16 protein-coding genes are annotated in these 19,280 nt (G+C 62.6%); 12 read left to right on the top strand and 4 right to left on the bottom strand.

All coding sequences use genetic code 11. The features are described from left to right. Window positions 1-73 precede the first annotated feature (73 nt). The gene (locus ACIQ2A_RS21345; RefSeq protein ID WP_398483102.1) at window positions 74-1,132 is read left to right on the top strand and encodes a glycosyltransferase; all 1,059 of its coding nucleotides are present in this window, start codon (window positions 74-76) and stop codon (window positions 1,130-1,132) included. Here the strand turns inward: ACIQ2A_RS21345 and ACIQ2A_RS21350 are convergent. Together ACIQ2A_RS21350 and waaF are read right to left on the bottom strand one after the other, a co-directional pair. Further along, window positions 1,114-1,647 carry an HAD family hydrolase gene (locus ACIQ2A_RS21350; protein ID WP_398483104.1) on the bottom strand — a complete coding sequence of 178 codons (534 nt, stop codon included), beginning with the start codon at window positions 1,645-1,647 and terminating at the stop codon, window positions 1,114-1,116. The genes ACIQ2A_RS21345 and ACIQ2A_RS21350 overlap by 19 nt on opposite strands. After that, window positions 1,644-2,717, bottom strand: a complete 1,074-nt coding sequence (gene waaF / locus ACIQ2A_RS21355; RefSeq protein WP_398483106.1) for a lipopolysaccharide heptosyltransferase II — start codon at window positions 2,715-2,717, stop codon at window positions 1,644-1,646. The genes ACIQ2A_RS21350 and waaF overlap by 4 nt, the downstream gene beginning before the upstream one ends. Window positions 2,718-2,898: 181 nt before the next feature. Here waaF and rfaD point away from each other — a divergent pair, with 181 nt between their 5' ends. From rfaD to ACIQ2A_RS21370, 3 genes are read left to right on the top strand one after another with little or no spacing between them, the layout of a single operon-like run. Continuing rightward, window positions 2,899-3,879 (top strand): ADP-glyceromanno-heptose 6-epimerase, encoded by a 981-nt coding sequence (rfaD, locus tag ACIQ2A_RS21360; RefSeq protein ID WP_398483108.1) that lies wholly within the window; start codon window positions 2,899-2,901, stop codon window positions 3,877-3,879. Between the two features lie 18 nt (window positions 3,880-3,897). After that, window positions 3,898-5,364, top strand: a complete 1,467-nt coding sequence (gene rfaE1, locus ACIQ2A_RS21365) for a D-glycero-beta-D-manno-heptose-7-phosphate kinase (protein ID WP_398483110.1) — start codon at window positions 3,898-3,900, stop codon at window positions 5,362-5,364. Continuing rightward, the gene (locus ACIQ2A_RS21370) at window positions 5,361-7,271 is read left to right on the top strand and encodes a polysaccharide biosynthesis protein (RefSeq protein WP_398483112.1); all 1,911 of its coding nucleotides are present in this window, start codon (window positions 5,361-5,363) and stop codon (window positions 7,269-7,271) included. Before rfaE1 ends, ACIQ2A_RS21370 begins: the two co-directional genes overlap by 4 nt. Before the next feature lie 4 nt (window positions 7,272-7,275). On the opposite strand, the gene ACIQ2A_RS21375 is transcribed toward ACIQ2A_RS21370, so the two are convergent. Next, window positions 7,276-8,286, bottom strand: coding sequence for a glycosyltransferase family 4 protein (locus tag ACIQ2A_RS21375; RefSeq protein ID WP_398483114.1), 1,011 nt, complete (start codon window positions 8,284-8,286; stop codon window positions 7,276-7,278). 218 nt (window positions 8,287-8,504) lie between these two features. Between ACIQ2A_RS21375 and ACIQ2A_RS21380 the strand changes: the two genes are divergently transcribed. Together ACIQ2A_RS21380 and ACIQ2A_RS21385 are read left to right on the top strand one after the other, a co-directional pair. Then, entirely contained in the window at window positions 8,505-9,503 is a 999-nt protein-coding gene (locus tag ACIQ2A_RS21380) for an NAD-dependent epimerase (protein WP_398483116.1), read from the top strand. 32 nt (window positions 9,504-9,535) lie between these two features. Continuing rightward, window positions 9,536-10,948, top strand: a complete 1,413-nt coding sequence (locus ACIQ2A_RS21385) for a mannose-1-phosphate guanylyltransferase/mannose-6-phosphate isomerase (RefSeq protein ID WP_398483118.1) — start codon at window positions 9,536-9,538, stop codon at window positions 10,946-10,948. On the opposite strand, the gene ACIQ2A_RS21390 is transcribed toward ACIQ2A_RS21385, so the two are convergent. Further along, entirely contained in the window at window positions 10,945-11,166 is a 222-nt protein-coding gene (locus tag ACIQ2A_RS21390; protein WP_398483120.1) for a hypothetical protein, read from the bottom strand. The genes ACIQ2A_RS21385 and ACIQ2A_RS21390 overlap by 4 nt on opposite strands. 199 nt (window positions 11,167-11,365) lie before the next feature. Here ACIQ2A_RS21390 and ACIQ2A_RS21395 point away from each other — a divergent pair, with 199 nt between their 5' ends. The 6 genes from ACIQ2A_RS21395 to ACIQ2A_RS21420 all read left to right on the top strand — a co-directional run bounded on the left by ACIQ2A_RS21395 (window position 11,366) and on the right by ACIQ2A_RS21420 (window position 19,258). Further along, window positions 11,366-11,665, top strand: a complete 300-nt coding sequence (locus ACIQ2A_RS21395; RefSeq protein WP_398483122.1) for a hypothetical protein — start codon at window positions 11,366-11,368, stop codon at window positions 11,663-11,665. A 40-nt stretch (window positions 11,666-11,705) separates the two neighbouring features. Next, window positions 11,706-12,701: a UDP-glucose 4-epimerase GalE gene (gene galE, locus ACIQ2A_RS21400; protein WP_398483124.1), complete on the top strand. Its 996-nt coding sequence runs from the start codon at window positions 11,706-11,708 to the stop codon at window positions 12,699-12,701. A gap of 171 nt (window positions 12,702-12,872) precedes the next feature. After that, window positions 12,873-13,886 carry a Gfo/Idh/MocA family protein gene (locus ACIQ2A_RS21405; protein WP_398483127.1) on the top strand — a complete coding sequence of 338 codons (1,014 nt, stop codon included), beginning with the start codon at window positions 12,873-12,875 and terminating at the stop codon, window positions 13,884-13,886. A gap of 72 nt (window positions 13,887-13,958) precedes the next feature. Next, entirely contained in the window at window positions 13,959-15,098 is a 1,140-nt protein-coding gene (locus ACIQ2A_RS21410) for a DegT/DnrJ/EryC1/StrS family aminotransferase (RefSeq protein WP_398483129.1), read from the top strand. 148 nt (window positions 15,099-15,246) lie between these two features. Further along, the gene (gene murJ / locus ACIQ2A_RS21415; RefSeq protein WP_398483131.1) at window positions 15,247-16,779 is read left to right on the top strand and encodes a murein biosynthesis integral membrane protein MurJ; all 1,533 of its coding nucleotides are present in this window, start codon (window positions 15,247-15,249) and stop codon (window positions 16,777-16,779) included. Between the two features lie 181 nt (window positions 16,780-16,960). Continuing rightward, a complete protein-coding gene (locus ACIQ2A_RS21420) occupies window positions 16,961-19,258 on the top strand; it encodes a xanthine dehydrogenase family protein molybdopterin-binding subunit (RefSeq protein WP_398483133.1) in 2,298 nt (765 codons plus the stop codon). The last annotated feature ends 22 nt before the right edge of the window (window positions 19,259-19,280 follow it).

Genomic DNA, 19,280 nt, shown 5'->3' on the forward strand with positions numbered 1-19,280 from the left:
GCGGTGAAGGGCGGGTTTCGGCGTGTGGTTACTGGTCTCTATGCTTAATGTTGCGTATAGGAACCGGGGCGAAATGGAGTTCTCTGTGCCGATTGCGGGCAAAACAGCCGGAAAATTGCAGGTGATCATCACCAATCTGCATTGGCGCTACTCCGGTGTGACGGCGACCAACCGCATGGTGGCGCCGAAACTTGCCGACATGATCGACGCCGCATGGCTCGGTTCGGATAAGCCTACCGGCATCGCACGCCTGAGCTTCGCTGGACTTTCGAAATTATGGATGCGGCGAGAGCCAATCATCTGGCATGCACGGCGCAACAACGAGATGATCGTCGGGGTTCTTCTCCGCGCGCTGGGCTGGCCGCTGAAGCTGCTGTTCACCTCGGCCGCGCAGCGTCATCACAGCTGGATCACGCGCTGGCTGATCCGGCGCATGGACGCGATCATCGCGACGTCGGATGCGTCCGCGTCCTATCTCAAGCGCGCGGCGACCGTGGTGACGCATGGCGTCGATACCGATCGCTATATGCCGCCTGTTGATCGCGCGACTGCTTTCGCAGAGGCCGGGTTGCCGGGACGTTACGCGATCGGCTGCTTCGGCCGCGTCCGCGCGCAGAAGGGCACCGATCTGTTCGTCGATGCGATGTGCGCTCTGCTGCCGCGCTATCCGGATTTCTCCGCGGTGATCGTCGGCGCCATCACGCCGGATCAGATCGTGTTCGCCAATGAGCTGCGAAAGAAGATCGCAGAGGCCGGTCTGCAAGATCGCATCATCATCACCGGCGAACTGCCGATCGCGGAAGTCGAGCGCTGGTATCGTCGCCTGACGATCTATGCCTTCACTTCGCGCAACGAAGGCTTCGGTCTCACGCTCATCGAAGCGATGTCAGTCGGCGCTGCGCTCGTCGCGACACGCGCTGGTGCAGCTGAGATCGCTGTCGAGGAAGGCATCACGGGAACGCTGGTGCCGACAGGCGATGCAAAAGCTCTGGCGGATGCCATCGAGCCGCTGATGCGCGATCCGGATATTGCGCGCACCATGGGCGAGCGGGGACGCCAGCGCGTGCTCGACAAATTCAGCCTCGATGCTGAAGCGAGCAACATCGCGGACGTCTATCGCAAGCTTGTCTGACCTTTCAGGATATCGGCTACAAACGCATCGAGATCGCCGCCGGCAAACAGGAAGCCCGGGAGATGCGCAGCTTTTGCCGCCTCGATATCGCTGTCGCGATCGCCGATGACAAAGCTGCCTTTTGATATCACCGGCCAGTGCTGCATCAGGTCGAGGATCATGCCGGGCTTTGGCTTTCGCCAGGGGTGATCCTCGCGATAGGCCTCGACCGTGGCGGTCGGATGATACGGGCAGTAACGGACGTCATCGATACGAGCGCCGTCTTTTGCAAGTTCGCTGCGCATCCAGTCCAGCAATGTAATGAGGTCGGCTTCGCTGAAATAGCCGCGCGCCACGCCGGACTGATTGGTGAAGATGAAGACGTGATAGCCGGCATCGTTGAGCCGCTTCACTGCCTTGGCCGCATTCGGCATCCAGCGGATTTTCTCGGGCTGGCCGACATAGTTGTCGTCATAGTTCAGCACGCCATCGCGATCGAGAATGGCGGCTGGCTTTGGCTGCTTGATCAAAGTCATGAGGACACGCTGTTGGCTTCGGCTTTCGCCATCAAATTCTGGATGATGTCAGCCACATCCTGAGCAGGGATGTCGCGCATGCAGGCATGGTTGTTCATATGGCAGACCGGCGTGTGGCACGGCTGGCACGGCACAATCGTCTTGGTCTGCACGGTGGCTGCGAGGGGATTGAGCGGTCCCCACAATTGCGGGCTGGTCGGGCCGAAAATGCCGATGGTCGGCGTGCCCACTGCGGCGGCGATATGCATCAGGCCGGAATCATTGGCGACGGCCACTTTGGCGGCGGCCATGCCGATCACGCCGTTGCGCAGATCGTTGGTGGTGAGGTCCTTTGCCTTGGGGCCTGCTGCAGCGATGATCTCGTTGGCGAGATCCTTTTCGCCGGGGCCGCCGATCACCCAGACATCGTAGCCGCGTTCCACCAGAAGCTTCGCCGCCTCCGGGTAATAGGTCCAGCGCTTGGACGAGCCGACGGAGCCGGGGCCAAGGGCGACCGCGGGGCCGGTGCCAAGCCCATTAGCCTGCCGCCAGCGGGCGATCTCCTCGGCGGGAACGCGGAAATCCGGCACGGGCCAGTCGGTCGGCAGTTCCGTGCCCGGCGGCAGTGCGAGTGCGCATTTGCGATCGATCATGCGCGAAAGCTTCTTTTCGCCCCAGCGCCAGTCAGTGAGCAGGCCGAAGCGAACCTCGCCGACAAATCCGACACGCTCGGGGATGCCCGCAAGGGCCGGGGCGAGGGCGGATTTCCATGTCCGTGGCATGATCAGCGCCGTGCCGTAGTGGCGCTCGCGCAGCTGGGCGGCCAGATCGCGCTGTTTTGCGATCGCCAGCGCCCCGCGCGGCAGGTCCCAGACGATCCCGGAGCGCACGCCGGGCATGTAATCCACCAGCGGCGCCACCAGTTTTGTCACCAGCAGATCGATCGGCCGGTTCGGCCAGCGCTCTTTCAGCACCCGCACCACCGAATGACCGCGCACGAAGTCGCCGATCCACATATAGGGCACGATCAGGATCGGCCGGGTATCCGCCGCATCCACCGTCACGCCCGGGTATGGGGTATTTTGGATCATGGTTTCAAAGGCTTCGCGTATGGCTCGAGGCCAGTCGGTAGCCGGTCCGTCGGGGCCAGACAAGCGGTTTGGAAATGTGTCCGCCGATGTCCCCATGCGGTTTACGACATCTCGGCGCCCAAGTTGCCTGTCGGGCAGGAGTGGGGCAAAGGTGGCGCTGTAGGATGAAAATGGGGAATCCATGCTGCTGGTGACCGGAGGAGCCGGTTTTATCGGATCGAACGTGGTTGCGGCGCTGAATGACGCCGGCCGCGCCGACGTCGTCGTGTCCGATTTCCTCGGCCATGACGGCAAATGGTGGAACCTGGCCAAGCGGCAGCTGGCCGATGTGGTGCCCCCCGGTGAGCTGATGCACTGGCTCAAGGACCGCCGGCTCGATGCCGTCATCCACATGGGCGCGATTTCTGAGACAACGGCGACGGACGGCGATCTGGTCATCGAGACCAATTTCCGCCTGTCCATGCGACTGCTCGACTGGTGCACGACCCATGGTGTGCCGTTGATCTATGCCTCCTCGGCGGCGACCTATGGCGATGGCGAGCACGGGTTCCGCGATGCCGACACCGTACCGGAGCTGAAGACGCTGCGGCCGATGAATCTCTATGGCTGGAGCAAGCACCTGTTCGATCTGGCGGTCGCCGAGCGCGTCGCCAAGGGCGAGCCGATGCCGCCGCAATGGGCCGGGCTGAAATTCTTCAACGTGTTCGGCCCCAATGAATATCACAAGGGCGGCATGATGAGCGTGCTGACCAAGCGCTTCGACGACATCAAGGCCGGCCGTGGCATCCAGCTGTTCAAGTCGCATCGGGAGGGCATCGCCGATGGCGATCAGCGCCGTGACTTCATTTATGTGGAAGACGTCGTTCGCGTCATCCTGTGGCTGCTGGCGACGCCGCGTGTCAGCGGCATCTACAATGTCGGCACCGGTACTGCGCGCAGCTTCAAGGATATGATGCTGGCGACCTATGCGGCGCTCGGCACCACACCGAACATAGAATATATCGATATGCCCGAGCAGATTCGCGGCAGCTATCAATATTTCACGCAAAGTGAGGCCGATCGGCTGCGCACGGCCGGCTATAATGGCGGCTTCACGCGTCTGGAGGATGCGGTGACGCAGTACGTGACGCATTATCTCGATACGCCCGATCGCTTTCGCTGACGTCCAGGTTCCGGTGTGATGTTCGACTTTGACACTTTGTCCCATGCGTTTCCGAAGCAGACGGTGCTCTGCATCGGCGATCTCATGCTGGACGAATTCGTCTATGGCGAGGTGTCGCGGATTTCGCCGGAGGCACCGGCACCGGTGATCGCCGCGCAGCGCAGCGAGATCGTGGTCGGCGGTGCCGGCAATGTCGCTCGCAATATCGCAGCGCTGGGCGCCAAGTGCATTTTCATCGGCCTGATCGGTGCAGACGACGCGGCGGCGACGCTGCAGCGGCATCTCGCGCGGGAGAGCGGCATCGAAGCGCTTCTGGTGACCGATGCATCGCGGCCGACGACGCGAAAAGTGCGTTTCGTCTCCGAACATTTCGCGACGCACATGCTGCGCGCCGACTGGGAGGTTGCGGCGCCGGCCTCGGCCGAGGTCGAAAAGCAACTGCTCGACACCATCCTGCCGCAGATTGCGCGCGCCAACATCGTGCTGTTGTCGGACTACGCCAAGGGCGTGCTCACCGCGCGGGTGATCCGCAATGTGATCGACAGCGCGAAGACGCTCGGCAAACGCGTGATCGTCGATCCCAAAAGCGCGAACTTCGCAATCTATCGCGGTGCCACGCTGCTGACGCCGAACCGCAAGGAATTCACCGAGGCGACACGCAGTCGTGCCGATCGCGACATCAATATCGCCGCTGCACAAGAGGCAATGATCCTGGCCGATTGCGCCGCGATGCTGGTGACGCAGAGCGAACACGGCATGACCCTGGTGGCGCGTGATGGCGACGCTATTCATATACCGGCGCTGCCGGTGAAGGTTCGCGACGTCTCCGGCGCCGGCGACACGGTGGCGGCGATGCTGGCCGTGGCGCTGGCGGCCGGTGCGGAATGGGAAGTCGTTCTTCGCCTGGCATCAGCCGCCGCTGCCGTGGCTGTCGGCAAGAAGGGCACCGCCGTGGTGCTGCCGGACGAGTTGCGCCGCAAGATGCTGCCGGACGCGACGCTTGCGGCCGAAGATAAAATCGCCGTTGCCGGCGATCTCGCAGCCCGGCTCGGTGAATGGCGTCATGAACAGCTGCGGGTCGGTTTCACCAATGGCTGCTTCGACATCCTGCATCCAGGCCATGTAAAGGTGCTCACCGCGGCGCGGGCGACCTGTGATCGCCTGATCGTCGGTCTCAATAGCGACGCTTCGGTGAAGCGCCTCAAGGGGCCAGAGCGGCCCGTACAGGACGAGCGCGCGCGTGCCGAAGTGCTGGCAGCGCTCGAGGCCGTGGATCTCGTCGTAATCTTCGAGGAGGACACGCCGATCAAGCTGATCGAAGCGATCCGGCCATCGACGCTGGTCAAGGGAGGCGACTACACCCGCGACCAGGTGGTCGGCCATGAGGTCGTTGCCGCGAATGGCGGCGAGGTTGTCATCGTCGATATTCTGCAGGGGCACAGCACGACGTCGCTGATCGAACGGTCGCGTAACAGGCAGCCATGACGCGTATTCTGAATTTCACCATCCGCAATTGGATCATTGCGGTCCATGATGCCATTGTCACAGCCGCGGCGGTGATCCTGGCTTTCTTGCTGCGCTTCGACGGTGAGAACCTGTGGGATCGCCTGCCGCTGCTGTTGACGATCCTGCCATACTTCGTGCTGTTCAGCTTTCTCGTCTGCTACATCTTCAATCTGACAACGACGAAATGGCGTTTCATTTCGCTGCCGGATCTCCTCAACATCATCAAGGCGGCGACAGTGTTAACCGGCGCGCTGCTGGTGCTCGACTACATTTTCCTCGCGCCGAACGTCTACGGCACCTTTTTTCTCGGCAAAACCACCATCGTTATTTACTGGTTTATCGAGATCTTCTTTCTCAGCGGCTCGCGCCTGGCCTATCGCTATTTCCGCTACACGCGGACGCGTAACAAGGCACGCACGACCGATGCATCGCCAGCATTGCTGATCGGCCGTGCCGCCGATTCCGAAGTGTTTTTGCGCGGTATCGAGAGCGGTGCGGTGAAGCGGATGTGGCCGGTGGGCATTCTTTCCCCGGCGATGTCGGATCGCGGTCAGACAATCCGCGGCGTCCCGGTGCTTGGTGGTCTCGACGATCTCGGTAATGTCATCGACGATTTCAAGAATCGCCAACGGCCCATCGAACGAGTGGTGATGACACCCTCGGCTTTTGAGGATGAGGCGAACCCCGAGGCCATCCTGATGCGGGCGCGCAAGCTTGGTCTTACCGTCAGCCGGATTCCGACGCTGGAAGAAAGCCGCGACACGCCACAACTGGCCCCGGTGGCGGTGGAAGATTTGCTGCTGCGGCCGAGCGTCAAGATCGACTATGCGCGGTTGGAGAATTTCGTCCGCGGCAAGGCGGTGGTTGTCACCGGCGGTGGCGGCTCGATCGGATTCGAGATCTGCGACCGCGTCACCACATTCGGTGCCGGACGATTATTGATTATCGAAAATTCCGAGCCGGCACTCCATGCGGCAATCGAGAAATTGTCGGCGAAAGTCACGAGTGCGATGATCGAAGGCCGCATCGCCGATGTGCGGGACCGCGAGCGCATCCGCCAGCTCATGAGTGCCTTCAAGCCCGACGTCGTGTTCCACGCCGCGGCGCTGAAGCATGTGCCGATCCTGGAGCGCGATTGGGGCGAGGGCGTCAAGACCAACATCTTCGGCTCGGTGAATGTCGCCGATGCGGCATTAGCCTCGGGCGCCGAAGCGATGGTGATGATCTCGACTGACAAGGCGATCGAGCCGGTCTCGATGCTCGGCCTCACCAAGCGCTTCGCGGAGATGTATTGTCAGGCGCTCGACGGCGATGTCGCAGCCGGCGCTGCGGGCAAGCCGCGCATGCGGTTGATCTCGGTGCGGTTCGGCAATGTGCTGGCGTCGAATGGATCGGTGGTGCCGAAGTTCAAGGCGCAGATCGAGGCTGGTGGCCCGGTGACGGTGACGCATCCGGATATGGTGCGTTACTTCATGACGATCCGCGAAGCGTGCGACCTGGTGGTGACGGCCGGAACGCACGCCATGAACGCGCAGCATTCCGATGCGTCGGTCTATGTGCTGAGCATGGGGCAGCCGGTGAAGATCGTCGATCTCGCCGACCGCATGATCCGGCTGTCCGGCCTGCAGCCGGGTTATGACATCGACATCGTGTTCACCGGCGTGCGTCCGGGCGAGCGCATGCATGAAATCCTGTTTGCCGAGCAGGAGCCAACCGCCGAGATCGGCCTCGCCGGCATCATGGCTGCGAAGCCGAAGGAATTGCCGCTGGACGTGCTCAATGCATGGCTCGCCACGTTGCGGACGGCGATCGAGGCCGATCAGCACGAGGTGGCGGTGGCGATACTGAAGGACGCCGTGCCGGAATATCGCGTTCCGGCCGAGTAGAATGTCAGCTCTGCGGTGTTGAGAACCGCCGCAGCACCAGCGCCGTGGCGCCGATGCCGGCAATGAGCACAGCGATGCTGATCGGAGCGGATTTGAGATAGATCGACAGTCCCGCCAGTCCAGCGAGAATGATGTTCAACGCAAACACATGTCGCACGACCTCGATCACTGAAAAGCCGTTGTCGGTCGCGCGCTGGTAGAAATGCGAGCGATGGGCGAGCCAGAACTGCTCGCGCCGCGCCATGCGTCGTAGCAGCGTCACGGTGGCGTCAGCGAGATAGTAGAGCGGCAGCAGGATGGCTGCTGCAAGATGTCCGGCGAAGGCGAGCTGCAGCAGGCACCAGGCAATCAGGAGGCCGACGGGCAGGCTGCCCACGTCGCCGAGAAACATTTTGGCCACCGGCCTGTTGAACGGCGCGAAGCCCAGCATGGCGCCGCAAAGCGCGGCAGCAATGAGCGCCGCTGGAAGCGAAAGCGCGCCGCTCAGGCACATCAGTGCCAAACTCGCCGTCACCGGTACGACCTCGGCCACGGTGATCCAGTCGAGGCCATCCATGAAGTTGGTGAGATTGACGAACCACAGCATGCCGACCAGCAACACGGCACGTTCGAGCCACAGCGGCACAGCCGGTGCGATCTGAAGATCGGTCGGCAATGCGACGAGCGCGGCAGCAACGCACAAAGCTTGCAGCGCGAAGCGCGGGGCGACCGGCAGCGGCCGCAGATCGTCCACGGCGCCGACCATGGCGATCACGCAGGTCGCTGCGAATAACACCCAGAGCGAGATGGTGATGGTTGCGAACCAGGCGATTGCAATGGCTGCCACCAGCAATGTCGTTGCGATCACCGCGATGCCAGCCCCCTGCGGTGTCGGCACCTTGTGCGACGACCGCGCGTTCGGCCGCGCCAATGCGTAGCGGATCAGCAACGGGCGGATGGCCCGGATGCAGAGCGCGGAGAGGGCGGCGGCAGCGACCAGCGCAAGGAGCAGGGCGATCAGTTCGGTTGACGACATCGGAATGACAAGGTGACCAGTTTTTTGGACGGCTCAAGCGAGCTATGCGTGGCCGCCTTCATAGCGGGTTTCTCCGGCATGGCCACGCCGCGAGGTCGCGGTTCTGACGCAATCGGGTGCTGCGATACCGGACTATTGCAGCATTCGCGGCCTCATGGCTAATAGACTTCGGCCCACTGGGCCAGCAATGCGGTCCGCGCGGCAAATCTGGGGACATGATGTCTGAACCTTCCATCCTCGTCACTGGCGCCGCTGGCTTCATTGGCTTTCATGTCACGCGCCAATTGCTGGACGACGGCCGCACCGTGGTCGGCCTCGACAGCGTCAATGACTATTACGATCCCGCGTTGAAAGAGGCTCGGCTCGCCGAACTGGCAGGCCGGCCGAATTTCACCTTCATCAAAGCCAATCTGGCCGATCGCCCGGCATTGCTGGCGCTGATGGCCGAGCACAAGTTTCCGGTGGTGATCCATCTCGCGGCCCAGGCCGGCGTGCGCTATTCCATCGATAATCCGCATGCCTACGCCGACGCCAATCTCGAAGGATTCCTGAATATCCTCGAAGGCTGCCGCCACAATGGCTGCAAGCATCTGCTCTATGCCTCGTCGTCCTCGGTCTATGGCGCGAACAAGAAGAAGCCGTTCTCGGTCAGCGATCGGGTCGACAATCCCATCAGCCTCTACGCCGCGACCAAGAAGGCGAACGAGCTGATGGCGCATTCCTACAGCCATCTCTACCGGCTGCCGACCACGGGACTGCGCTTCTTTACGGTTTACGGCCCGTGGGGCCGGCCCGACATGGCGATCTTCCTGTTCACCAAGGCGATCATCGATAAACAGCCGATCAAGCTGTTCAATCATGGCGACATGCGGCGCGACTTTACCTATGTGGACGATGTCGTCGGTGCTATCAGCCGTTTGATCGATCATGTTCCTGCTGGCAGCGCCGACGAGGCGCCGGCGCGGATCTACAATGTCGGTAACCACAAGCCGGAAGAGCTTTTGCATGTGGTGCAGGTTCTTGAGAAAGAACTGGGACTGGACGCGATCAAGACCATGCTGCCGATGCAGCCCGGCGATGTGCCCGAGACCTTTGCGGATGTGGATGACCTTATGCGCGATGTCGGATTCAAGCCGGATACCAGCATCGAGGAGGGCATTCGGCAATTCGTGGCCTGGTATCGCAGCCATTACGGCAATCTCGGCGCAAGCCGCTAAGTTATCTTCCGGACGAAAGAGAGCGAGCAGCCATGAGCAAGCGCATCATTCCCCTGATCATGTGTGGCGGCGCGGGTACACGCTTGTGGCCGTCGTCGCGCGAGGGGCGGCCAAAGCAGTTCCTGCCGCTGTTCGGGCCGCGCTCGACGTTTCAGGATACGATTCTGCGGATCGCCGATCCCGCTCTGTTCGATCGGCCGATCGTCATCACCAGCGAGGCCTATCGCTTCATGGTGCGCGAACAACTCGCCGAGATCGGCCACGAGGCTGATATTTTGCTGGAGCCGGCGCGCCGTGATTCCGGGCCGGCCATTGCCGCGGGCGCGGCCTTTGCCTTGACGCGCGATAGCGATGCGGTGGTGCTGGCTTTGGCGGCGGACCACGTCGTGCGCGACGTGCCGGCATTTGTTGCGGCCTGCCGCGCCGGACTTGTCGAAGCCGGTAACGATCACATCGTCACGTTCGGTGTCACACCGGAACGTCCCGCCGTCGAATATGGCTACATCTCTCCGGGCGATGGGCTTTCGGGCGATGTGAAGCGTGTCGCCAAATTCGTCGAGAAGCCGGATCTGCCGACGGCCACACGTTATGTCGAGGCTGGCTATCTCTGGAACAGCGGCAACTTCATGTTCCGCGCAACCACGCTGCTCGATGAGTACCGTTCCGTCGACGCGGACAGCGTCACCACCATTTCGGATGCCGTCACCAAAGCCGGTCGCGATCTCGGCTTTTTCACCCTAGACGCCGACGCTTTCAAGCAGGCGCGGGCCATCTCGGTGGACTACGCTGTGATGGAGAAGACCGCCAAGGCCGCCGTGGTGCCGGTCTCTTGCGGCTGGTCAGATGTCGGCTCCTGGCTCGCCGTGTGGGAACTGTCCGCCAAGGATGCCCATGGCAATGCCGCACAGGGAGTTGCGGTGTTCGAGGATACCCGCAATTGCCACGTCGCCAGCGATGGCCCGACGGTCGCGCTGGAAGGCGTCGATGATCTCGTTGTCGTGGCGACGCAGGATGCCGTATTGGTGTCGCGGCAGAAGGACCCCAACAATCTGAAGCGTCTCGTGACCAAGCTGAAAGTTGCAGCTCCGCGCGTCACCGAAGATCATCTCAAGACCCATCGTCCATGGGGATCGGTGCAGGCGCTGGAGACCGGCGAGCGCTACCAGGTGAAGCGCCTGGTGGTGAAGGCGGGCGAGCGGATTTCTCTGCAAATGCATCACCACCGTTCCGAACACTGGATCGTCGTTCGTGGCACGGCCAAGGTGACGTTGAACGACCAAGTGAAGGTGATGCAGGAGAACGAGTCGATCTACATTCCGATCGGCGTCTCGCATCGCCTGGAAAATCCTGGCAAGATTCCGCTGGAACTGATCGAAGTGCAGACCGGCAGCTATCTCGGCGAGGACGACATCGTGCGCATCGAGGACGACTACAAGCGAACCTAAGCCGAGCGCCGTCCGTCGTTTGAGGGCTTGGCGACGTTGTCGAACTTCTTGTAGATCCAGCGGCGGCCATCGTGCCGCCGCCAGACTTGTCCGCGGACCAGGCGTCCGGTGATCGACCGCCGCGGGATCAGCACCGTCCAGAGGTGCCACACCGCGGCCCAGTCGGTACGTGGCCTGAGTTTCAAAATACGCAGATGGTTCGGGCTATCGATCAACATGGCGACCTCGATGCGTGTGCCGTCATGTTATGTGGGTCGAGCCAAATTCCTCAATCGCAACTTGGGCTTAACCTAACCTATCAAGGTTACCGTCGCGCTGTGCACGACTGATCGTCCAGATTTCCGCAATTTAATGGATAACCGGCTGCGTGCCGCGTAAACTTGTCTGACCCGATCCATTGCCGCCTGAGCAATTCCCGTGAAAGTTTTTACCCTCGAAATCGACGGACAGCCGACCATGGTCTTCGATGCCGACAGTATCGAAGAGGCCCGCGGCATTTGCGGGCTGCCCGAGTTTCGCGCCGACCTCAGTGACTTGAAGCGACATGGCAAGCCGCTATTCGGCGAGGTCGCAGTCTTCGCGGCGCGTGATGCGACGGACATCGAAGTTGTCGCCTTCAAGCACGCCATGACCGGTGCAGGTCCATCGGAAGGGCCGACCATGGCGTTTCTCGTCCCTGTCGATGGCATGCTCGTCACGATCGTCCAGCCGGAATAGATCGTTTGTTTGCGTAACCCAAAGACAGGAATTTGGCAGGATGGATTTGCGGCAGGCCGTTCTGGTCACTGGCGGTGCGGGCTATATCGGCGCGCATTGCTGCAAGGCCCTGTATGCGGCCGGCTATCTGCCGGTCTGCTACGATAACCTGTCGAGCGGCCACGAAGCCTTCGTGAAATGGGGGCCACTGGTCGTCGGCGACATCGCCGATAGCCGCAAAGTCGCTGAAACCATCGCTGCCCATGGCGTCATTGCGGTGATGCATTTCGCCGCCTTCAGTGCCGTCGGCGAGTCCGTGATCGATCCGCAGAAATATTATCAGAACAATCTCGCCGGCACGCTCGGTCTGCTGCAGGCCATGCGCGAAACGAATGTGCTGAAGCTCGTTTTCTCCAGCACCGGCGCGGTCTATGGGCAGGCCGATAGCAAGCCGATCGCCGAGGCAGCTGCGGGCCGGCCCATCAATCCCTATGGCATGAGCAAATGGATGATCGAGCAGGTGCTGGCGGATTACCGCCGCGCCTACGGGCTCAACTCTTTCAGCCTGCGTTACTTCAATGCCTGCGGCGACGATCCCGATGGCGATGTCGGTGAACTGCGCGATCCGGAAACGCATCTGATTCCGCGCGCCATGATGGCGCTGCAGGGGCATGTGGATTTCTCGGTGTTCGGCGACGATTACGCGACTCCCGACGGCACCGCGATTCGCGACTACATCCATGTTGCCGATCTCGCCGCCGCGCATATCCTGGCGCTGAAGCATCTGCTGGATGGCCACCAGGGCGGGGCGTTCAATCTCGGCACGGGCAGCGGCTTCTCGGTCCTGCAGATTCTCAAGGCGATCGAGCAGGAGGCCGGCAGGGCCGTCCCTCACGTCGTCCGCGAGCGCCGCGCCGGTGATCCCGAATTCCTGGTGGCCGATTCGTCAGCGGCCTTCGATGTGCTGGGTTTCCGCGCTGTGTCGTCGGATCTCACCACTATCGTCCGCACGGCCTGGGCATGGCATCGGAAGGCCCACCCGCTTCGCACTGCCTGACCGGGAGGGCCGTGAAACGGCCCGGAATTGCCGGTTCCGCCGCCCGGCTTTCATGTAATTCTCTGAATCAAAACGTGTTTGGATCATTGGTTTGCTGCATCGCCACAATTGTGGCGTCATGTTAGGACACCCGCACGCGCTGGGATGGGCGGGCGTTTGGTGGGATTAAGTATGGTTTCGAGCGGTTCCAAAGTAGTTGGCAGGGATGAGTCACGCGTGCTGCGCGTCGGCGTGGTTGGCGCAGGCGTCATGGGCACGAATCACGGCCGCGTTCTGGCCGGGCTGCCGGGCATCGAGATGGTCGGCATTGTCGATCCCCTGGCCGAGCATCGGACCCGTGCCGAGAACCTGATTGGCTGCAAGACCTTCACCACGCTTGATGAACTGTTGGCGACCGGCGTTGATGCGATGACTATCGCTGCGCCGACCCATCTGCATCACGAGGTTGCGCTCGCCTGCATCGCCAGGGGCGTTCACGTCCTCGTCGAGAAGCCCGTGGCGTCCACGGTGGATGAGGGACGCGAGATCGTCGCCGCCGCCAAGAAGGCCGGCGTCACGCTGATGATCGGCCATGTGGAGCGCTTCAACCCTGCCGTCGCCACCATCAAGAAGGCGATCGCGGGCGAAGACATTCTCTCCATCGGCATCACCCGCGTGGGGCCGTTCCCGCCGCGCATGTCCAATGTCGGCGTGGTCATCGATCTCGCCGTGCATGACATCGATCTGATCCGCTGGTTCACCGAAAGCGATATCGTCGAAGTACAGCCGCAGCTCGCCTCCGCCATCGCCGAGCGCGAGGACATCGCGCTGCTGCAATTCCGCACCGCGTCGGGCGTGCTCGCCCATATCAACACCAACTGGCTGACGCCGTTCAAGGCGCGCACGGTGACGGTGGCGACGCGCGGCAAATACGTGACGGGCGATCTGCTCACCCGTCAGGTCACCGAATGCTTCGGTTTCAAGACCGATGGCAGCTATTCCATGCGCCATCTGCCGGTCGGCCAGGATGAGCCGCTGCGCGCCGAACTCAATGCCTTCCTCGATGCCGTGCGCACCGGCGGCGTGCCGGCGGTGACCGGCGAAGAGGGCGTCGCCTCGCTGGAGATCGCGATCCAGTGCCTGGAAGCGCCGAAGACCCAGGCGGCGACGGCGCCGCGCTCCGCGCCGCGCAAGGTCGTGGGCTGACGCTGCACCCATCTCCGGCGCCTCATGGGGCGCCGGCTTCGATTCAACGATATCTTCTTCGCAGGCCTCGCAATGAACCAGCACACTCCCGTTCCCTTCATCGATCTCAATGCCCAGCGCCAGCGTCTGGGATCGTCGGTCGACGAAGCCGTCACCCGCGTGCTCAATCACTGCCAGTTCATCAACGGCCCTGAAGTCGCCAAGCTTGAAGCCGAACTCGCAAAATATTGCGGCGCCAAGCATGTGATCAGCTGCGCCAGCGGCACCGATGCGCTGGTGATGGTGCTGATGGCCAAGAATATCGGCCCCGGCGACGCGGTGCTGTGCCCGTCCTTCACCTTCTGTGCGACGGGTGAAGCCGCTGCGCTGGTCGGTGCATCGCCCGTCTTCGTCGATGTCGACGAGGTGACCTTCAACATCAGCCCGGAATCGGTGAAGCGCGGCATCATCGCGGCGAAGGCGGCCGGCCTCATGCCGAAGGCGATCATCCCGGTGGACCTGTTCGGCCAGCCCGCCGATCTCGATGCCATCGGCGCGATCGCCGAGGCTGAAGGCTTGTTCGTGCTCTCAGACTGCGCGCAGGGCTTTGGCGCAACGTATAAGGGCAAGCGCGTTGGCACCTCGGCGCTGGCCACCACCACCAGCTTCTTCCCCGCCAAGCCGCTCGGCTGCTTCGGCGATGGCGGCGCGATCTTCACCGATGACGATGAACTCGCCGACATCCTGCGCAGCATCCGCATCCACGGGCAGGGCGGTGACAAATACGACAATATCCGTCTTGGCATCACCGGCCGCCTTGATACGATTCAGGCCGCGGTGCTGCTCGAGAAACTCAAGATCTTTGACGACGAGATCGTCGCCCGTAACAAGGTCGCCGAGCGCTATGCCCGCAGCCTCGGCAATCTTGTCACGGTGCCGCGCGTGGCCGAGGGCAATACGTCGATCTGGGCCTGTTACACCATCCGCCTGCCCAAGGGCACGGATCGTGATGCCTTCGCCAATGCGCTGAAGGCGCAGGGCGTGCCGAGCGCGATCTATTATGCGAAGTCGATGCATATGCAGACCGCCTACAAACACTATCCGGTCGTCGATGGCGGCCTGCCGGTCTCTGAAGCCCTGTCTGCAGACGTAATCAGCCTGCCGGTCCACGCCTATCTCGACGAAGCCGCGCAGGATCGCGTGATCCAGGCTGTACGCGACGCGCTGGCGTAGAACGCTTCCGCGGGTACATTGTCATCGCCCGCGAAAGCGGGCGATCCAGTATCCGGCACAGCCAATGTGAAACATCTGCGCCTGTGTATACTGGGTCACCCGGTCGAGCCGGGTGACGACAGCTGAGTCGGGGCAATAAGTCGATCTGATGCTGGGACGCATTTTCACCGTTGGTGGCTACACGCTGCTCTCGCGGATCACCGGATTCGCGCGCGACATCATGCTCGCCGCAATTCTCGGTGCCGGTCCCATTGCGGATGCGTTCTTTGTCGCGCTCCGCCTGCCCAATCATTTCCGCGCCATTTTCGCCGAGGGCGCTTTCAACGCGGCCTTCGTGCCGGCCTATGCCCATGTGAGCGGGAAGGGCGGCCAGGATGCCGCGCATCTGTTCGCCGATCGGATTTTCACGCTGCTGTTCGCCTCGCAGGTGGTGCTGCTGGTGTTGGCCATCGTGTTCATGCCGCAGGCCATGACGATCCTGGCGCCGGGCTTCACCGACGATCCCGCCCAGCGCCACCTCGCCATCGAACTGACGCGCATCACCTTTCCCTATCTGCTGCTGATCACGCTGGTGACGCTCTATGGCGGCATGCTCAATGTGATGCAGCGCTTCGCCAGCGCTGCGGCGGCATCCATCTTTCTCAATATCTCGATGATGGCGACGCTGGCGCTCGCCGCATTCTTCCCAAGCGCCGGCCATGCCGCCGCCTGGGGCGTGCTGATCTCTGGCGTGCTGCAATATCTGCTGCTGGCCGGCGACCTGCAGCGCCATGGCGGCCTGCCGCGCTTTGCGCCGTTGCGGCTCGACGAGGATATTCGCGGCTTCTTCCGTGCGCTCGGTCCGGCGACATTGGGCTCTATGGGCACGCAGGTGGCGCTGTTTGCAGACACGATCATCGCCACCTTCCTGCCGGTCGGTGCGCTGTCCGCGCTGTATTACGCCGATCGCCTGAACCAGCTGCCCATCGGCGTCATCGGCATCGCCATCGGCACCGTGCTGCTGCCGGAAATGTCACGCCGGATGGCGGCGAATGATCACATCGGCGCCATGGGCGCGCAGCGCCGCGCCTTCCTGTTCACGCTGCTGTTCTCGCTGCCCTTCGTCGCGGCTTTCCTCACCGTGCCCGATGTCATCATGCGCGCGATGTTTGCGCGTGGCGCCTTCAGCAAGGCCGACGCCGCGGTGGCCGCCGCGACGCTCGCCGCCTACGCCATCGCGCTGATCCCCTTCGTGATGATCCGCAGCGCGGTTGCGACCTTCAACGCGCGCAAGGACACGACCACGCCGATGATCGCGGCACTCACCGGCATCGCGGTCAATGTGGTGCTGAAGGTCATGCTGATGGGCTCGCTGGCCCAGATCGGCCTCGCGCTCGGCACCGCGGCGGGGGCATGGATCAATCTTCTGCTGGTGATCTTCTTTGCGACACGCGCAGGCTATCTGGAGTTCGATCGCGCGTTCCTGATTGCGCTTGGCAAATTTGCCGTGGCTGGCCTCGTCCTCGCCGCGGCGCTGTGGGGCACCGCGCGATATGCGGCGCTGCAATTTGCCGAGATGACGACCCTCCGCGACGAAGCGACGCTGGGCATTCTCATCATCGTGACCGTGGTCGTTTATTGCGTCTTGATTCTTGCGCTTTTCGGCAAGAGCTGGCTGCGCAATCTCGTGCGCCCAAGATAGCCGTATCCGTAGGACGGATGAGCGCAGCGTAATCCGCCGCGGTCCTCGCCACATCAACTCCGCCGGCGGATTACGGCCTCGCCTCATCCGCCCTACGGCATCGTGTTCACGATGTTGCGCCGCCCACTTGCCGCCCTCCCGTCGCTGTGTAGACTGTTTCTAAATTACAGTCGGAGGACCAATGGCACCCATCAAGTTCGGCGTCGGACAAAGCGTCCTGCGCAAGGAAGACGATGCCCTGATCCGCGGCCGTGGCCGCTATACAGACGATCACGCACCCGCCACCCTCCATGCCCTGGTGCTGCGCTCGCCGCATGCCCATGCGACCTTCACGCTCGATGCCGCCAAGGCACGCGCGATGCCCGGCGTCGCTGCGATCCTGACGGCTGACGACACCAAGGATCTTGGCGGGCTGCCCTGCCTGTTCAATCTCGAGGACCATCCCTTCACCGGCCCGGATTATCCGATCCTCGCGGCCAAGGAAGTGCGCCATGTCGGCGACGCCATCGCTTTCATCATCGCAGAGACCGTGGAGCAGGCGCGAGACGCCATTGAGGCTATGGAGGTCGCATGGAAGCCGCTGCCATCGGTGAATGGTCTCAACAATGCCGTCGCCAAAGGGGCACCACAGGTCTGGGACAAGCATCCCGGCAATGTGCTGTTCGACGTGCCGATCGGCGACAAGAAAAAGGTCGATGAGGTCTTCGCCAAGGCGCCTGTCATTGCCGAAGTAAAAATCGTCAATCCGCGCGTCGTCATCAATTACATGGAGACCCGCGCGGCGATCTGTGAATACGACGCCAAGCGCGATCACATGACGCTGACCATCGGCAGCCAGGGCAGCCATCGCCTGCGCGACATCCTCTGCGACAATGTCCTGAAGATGCCGAAGGACAAGATGCGCGTGATCTGCCCCGATGTCGGCGGTGGTTTCGGCACCCGGCTGTTTCCCTATCGCGAATATGCGCTGGTGGCCTTTGCCGCCAGGAAGCTCGGCAAGAACGTCAAATGGGCTGCCGACCGCAGCGATCATTTCCTCGGCGATGCGCAAGGGCGCGACAACGTCACCCATGCCCGCATGGCGCTCAGCGAGGACGGCAAGTTTCTCGCCATGGATGTCGACCTGATGGCCGATATGGGGGCCTATCTCTCGACCTTCGGGCCGTACATTCCCCATGGCGGCGCCGGCATGCTGCCGGGGCTCTACGACATCCAGGCCTTCCACTGCCGCGTCCGCACGGTGTTCACGAACAGCGTGCCGGTGGACGCCTATCGCGGCGCGGGCCGTCCCGAAGCCGCTTACGTGGTCGAACGGCTGGTCGATCAATGCGCGCGAAAACTCGGCATGTCGCCCGATGCGATCCGCCGCAAGAATTTCATCGCGCCGAAGGCGATGCCGTACAAGACGGCGACCGGGAAGGTCTACGACAGCGGCGATTTCACCGCGCATATGAAGCGCGCGATGGATGTCGCCGGCTGGAAGGACTTTCCGAAGCGCGCCAAGGCCGCGAAGAAGGACGGTCTCGTCCGCGGCATCGGCATGGCCACCTATGTGGAGGTCTGCGGCACCATGGGCGACGAGACCGCCAATGTGGCCCTCGGCGCCAATGGCGATATCACCATCCTGATCGGCACCCAGTCGACCGGGCAGGGCCATCACACGGCCTATGCGCAGATCGTCGCTGAGCAGTTCGGCGTCGCACCGGGGCGGGTGCATATCATCCAGGGCGACACCGCGAAGGTTGCGACCGGCCTCGGCACCGGCGGCTCCGCCTCGATCCCCACCGGCGGCGTCAGCGTGCAGCGGGCGACGAAGCAACTCGGCATCAATCTGAAAGAACTCGCAGCCGACGCGCTGGAAACGAGCGTGGCCGATCTGGAGATCGACGGCGGCGTCGTGCGCATCGCCGGCACCGATCGCTCGGTGTCCTTCGCCGATCTCGCCAAGAAGGCCGATCCATCAAAGCTCAATGCAAGCGAGACCTTCAGCAGCGCCGATGGCACATTCCCCAACGGGACGCATTCGGTGGAGGTCGAGATCGATCCATCCACCGGCAAGATCCGCATCGTCAATTACGTCATCGTCGATGATTTTGGCGTCACGCTGAATCCGCTGCTGCTGGCCGGTCAGGTCCATGGCGGCACCATGCAGGGCATCGGCCAGGCGCTGATGGAGCAGGCGATCTATGACCCCAAGGATGGCCAGCTGGTCACCGCTACTTTCATGGACTACGCGCTGCCGCGTGCGGAAGACGGCGCCGCGTTCTCGTTCGAGACCCACAACATTCCCTGCACCACCAATCCCCTGGGCGTGAAGGGCGCGGGCGAGGCGGGGGCGATCGGCTCCTGCCCGGCGATCATGAACGCGATCATCGAAGGCCTGCATCGCGAATACAGGATCGAGCACATCGACATGCCCGCAACCCCCGAGCGGGTGTGGATGGCGATCCGCGAGCACGAAAGGCTGCACCGGCTCTAGCCCGTAGGATGGGTTGAGCGCA

This window comes from Tardiphaga sp., assembly GCF_044336785.1.
Classification (GTDB): domain Bacteria; phylum Pseudomonadota; class Alphaproteobacteria; order Rhizobiales; family Xanthobacteraceae; genus Tardiphaga.

What these genes read in the sequence shown, in the direction of transcription:
- ACIQ2A_RS21375 (WP_398483114.1), bottom strand. Translation starts at nt 8,286, where the DNA reads ATGTCGTCAACCGAACTGATCGCCCTGCTCCTTGCGCTGGTCGCTGCC.
- murJ (WP_398483131.1), top strand. Translation starts at nt 15,247, where the DNA reads ATGCTGGGACGCATTTTCACCGTTGGTGGCTACACGCTGCTCTCGCGG.
- ACIQ2A_RS21385 (WP_398483118.1), top strand. Translation starts at nt 9,536, where the DNA reads ATGAGCAAGCGCATCATTCCCCTGATCATGTGTGGCGGCGCGGGTACA.
- ACIQ2A_RS21405 (WP_398483127.1), top strand. Translation starts at nt 12,873, where the DNA reads ATGGTTTCGAGCGGTTCCAAAGTAGTTGGCAGGGATGAGTCACGCGTG.
- ACIQ2A_RS21410 (WP_398483129.1), top strand. Translation starts at nt 13,959, where the DNA reads ATGAACCAGCACACTCCCGTTCCCTTCATCGATCTCAATGCCCAGCGC.
- rfaE1 (WP_398483110.1), top strand. Translation starts at nt 3,898, where the DNA reads ATGTTCGACTTTGACACTTTGTCCCATGCGTTTCCGAAGCAGACGGTG.
- ACIQ2A_RS21390 (WP_398483120.1), bottom strand. Translation starts at nt 11,166, where the DNA reads ATGTTGATCGATAGCCCGAACCATCTGCGTATTTTGAAACTCAGGCCA.
- ACIQ2A_RS21420 (WP_398483133.1), top strand. Translation starts at nt 16,961, where the DNA reads ATGGCACCCATCAAGTTCGGCGTCGGACAAAGCGTCCTGCGCAAGGAA.
- galE (WP_398483124.1), top strand. Translation starts at nt 11,706, where the DNA reads ATGGATTTGCGGCAGGCCGTTCTGGTCACTGGCGGTGCGGGCTATATC.
- ACIQ2A_RS21370 (WP_398483112.1), top strand. Translation starts at nt 5,361, where the DNA reads ATGACGCGTATTCTGAATTTCACCATCCGCAATTGGATCATTGCGGTC.
- waaF (WP_398483106.1), bottom strand. Translation starts at nt 2,717, where the DNA reads ATGATCCAAAATACCCCATACCCGGGCGTGACGGTGGATGCGGCGGAT.
- ACIQ2A_RS21345 (WP_398483102.1), top strand. Translation starts at nt 74, where the DNA reads ATGGAGTTCTCTGTGCCGATTGCGGGCAAAACAGCCGGAAAATTGCAG.
- ACIQ2A_RS21350 (WP_398483104.1), bottom strand. Translation starts at nt 1,647, where the DNA reads ATGACTTTGATCAAGCAGCCAAAGCCAGCCGCCATTCTCGATCGCGAT.
- ACIQ2A_RS21380 (WP_398483116.1), top strand. Translation starts at nt 8,505, where the DNA reads ATGTCTGAACCTTCCATCCTCGTCACTGGCGCCGCTGGCTTCATTGGC.
- rfaD (WP_398483108.1), top strand. Translation starts at nt 2,899, where the DNA reads ATGCTGCTGGTGACCGGAGGAGCCGGTTTTATCGGATCGAACGTGGTT.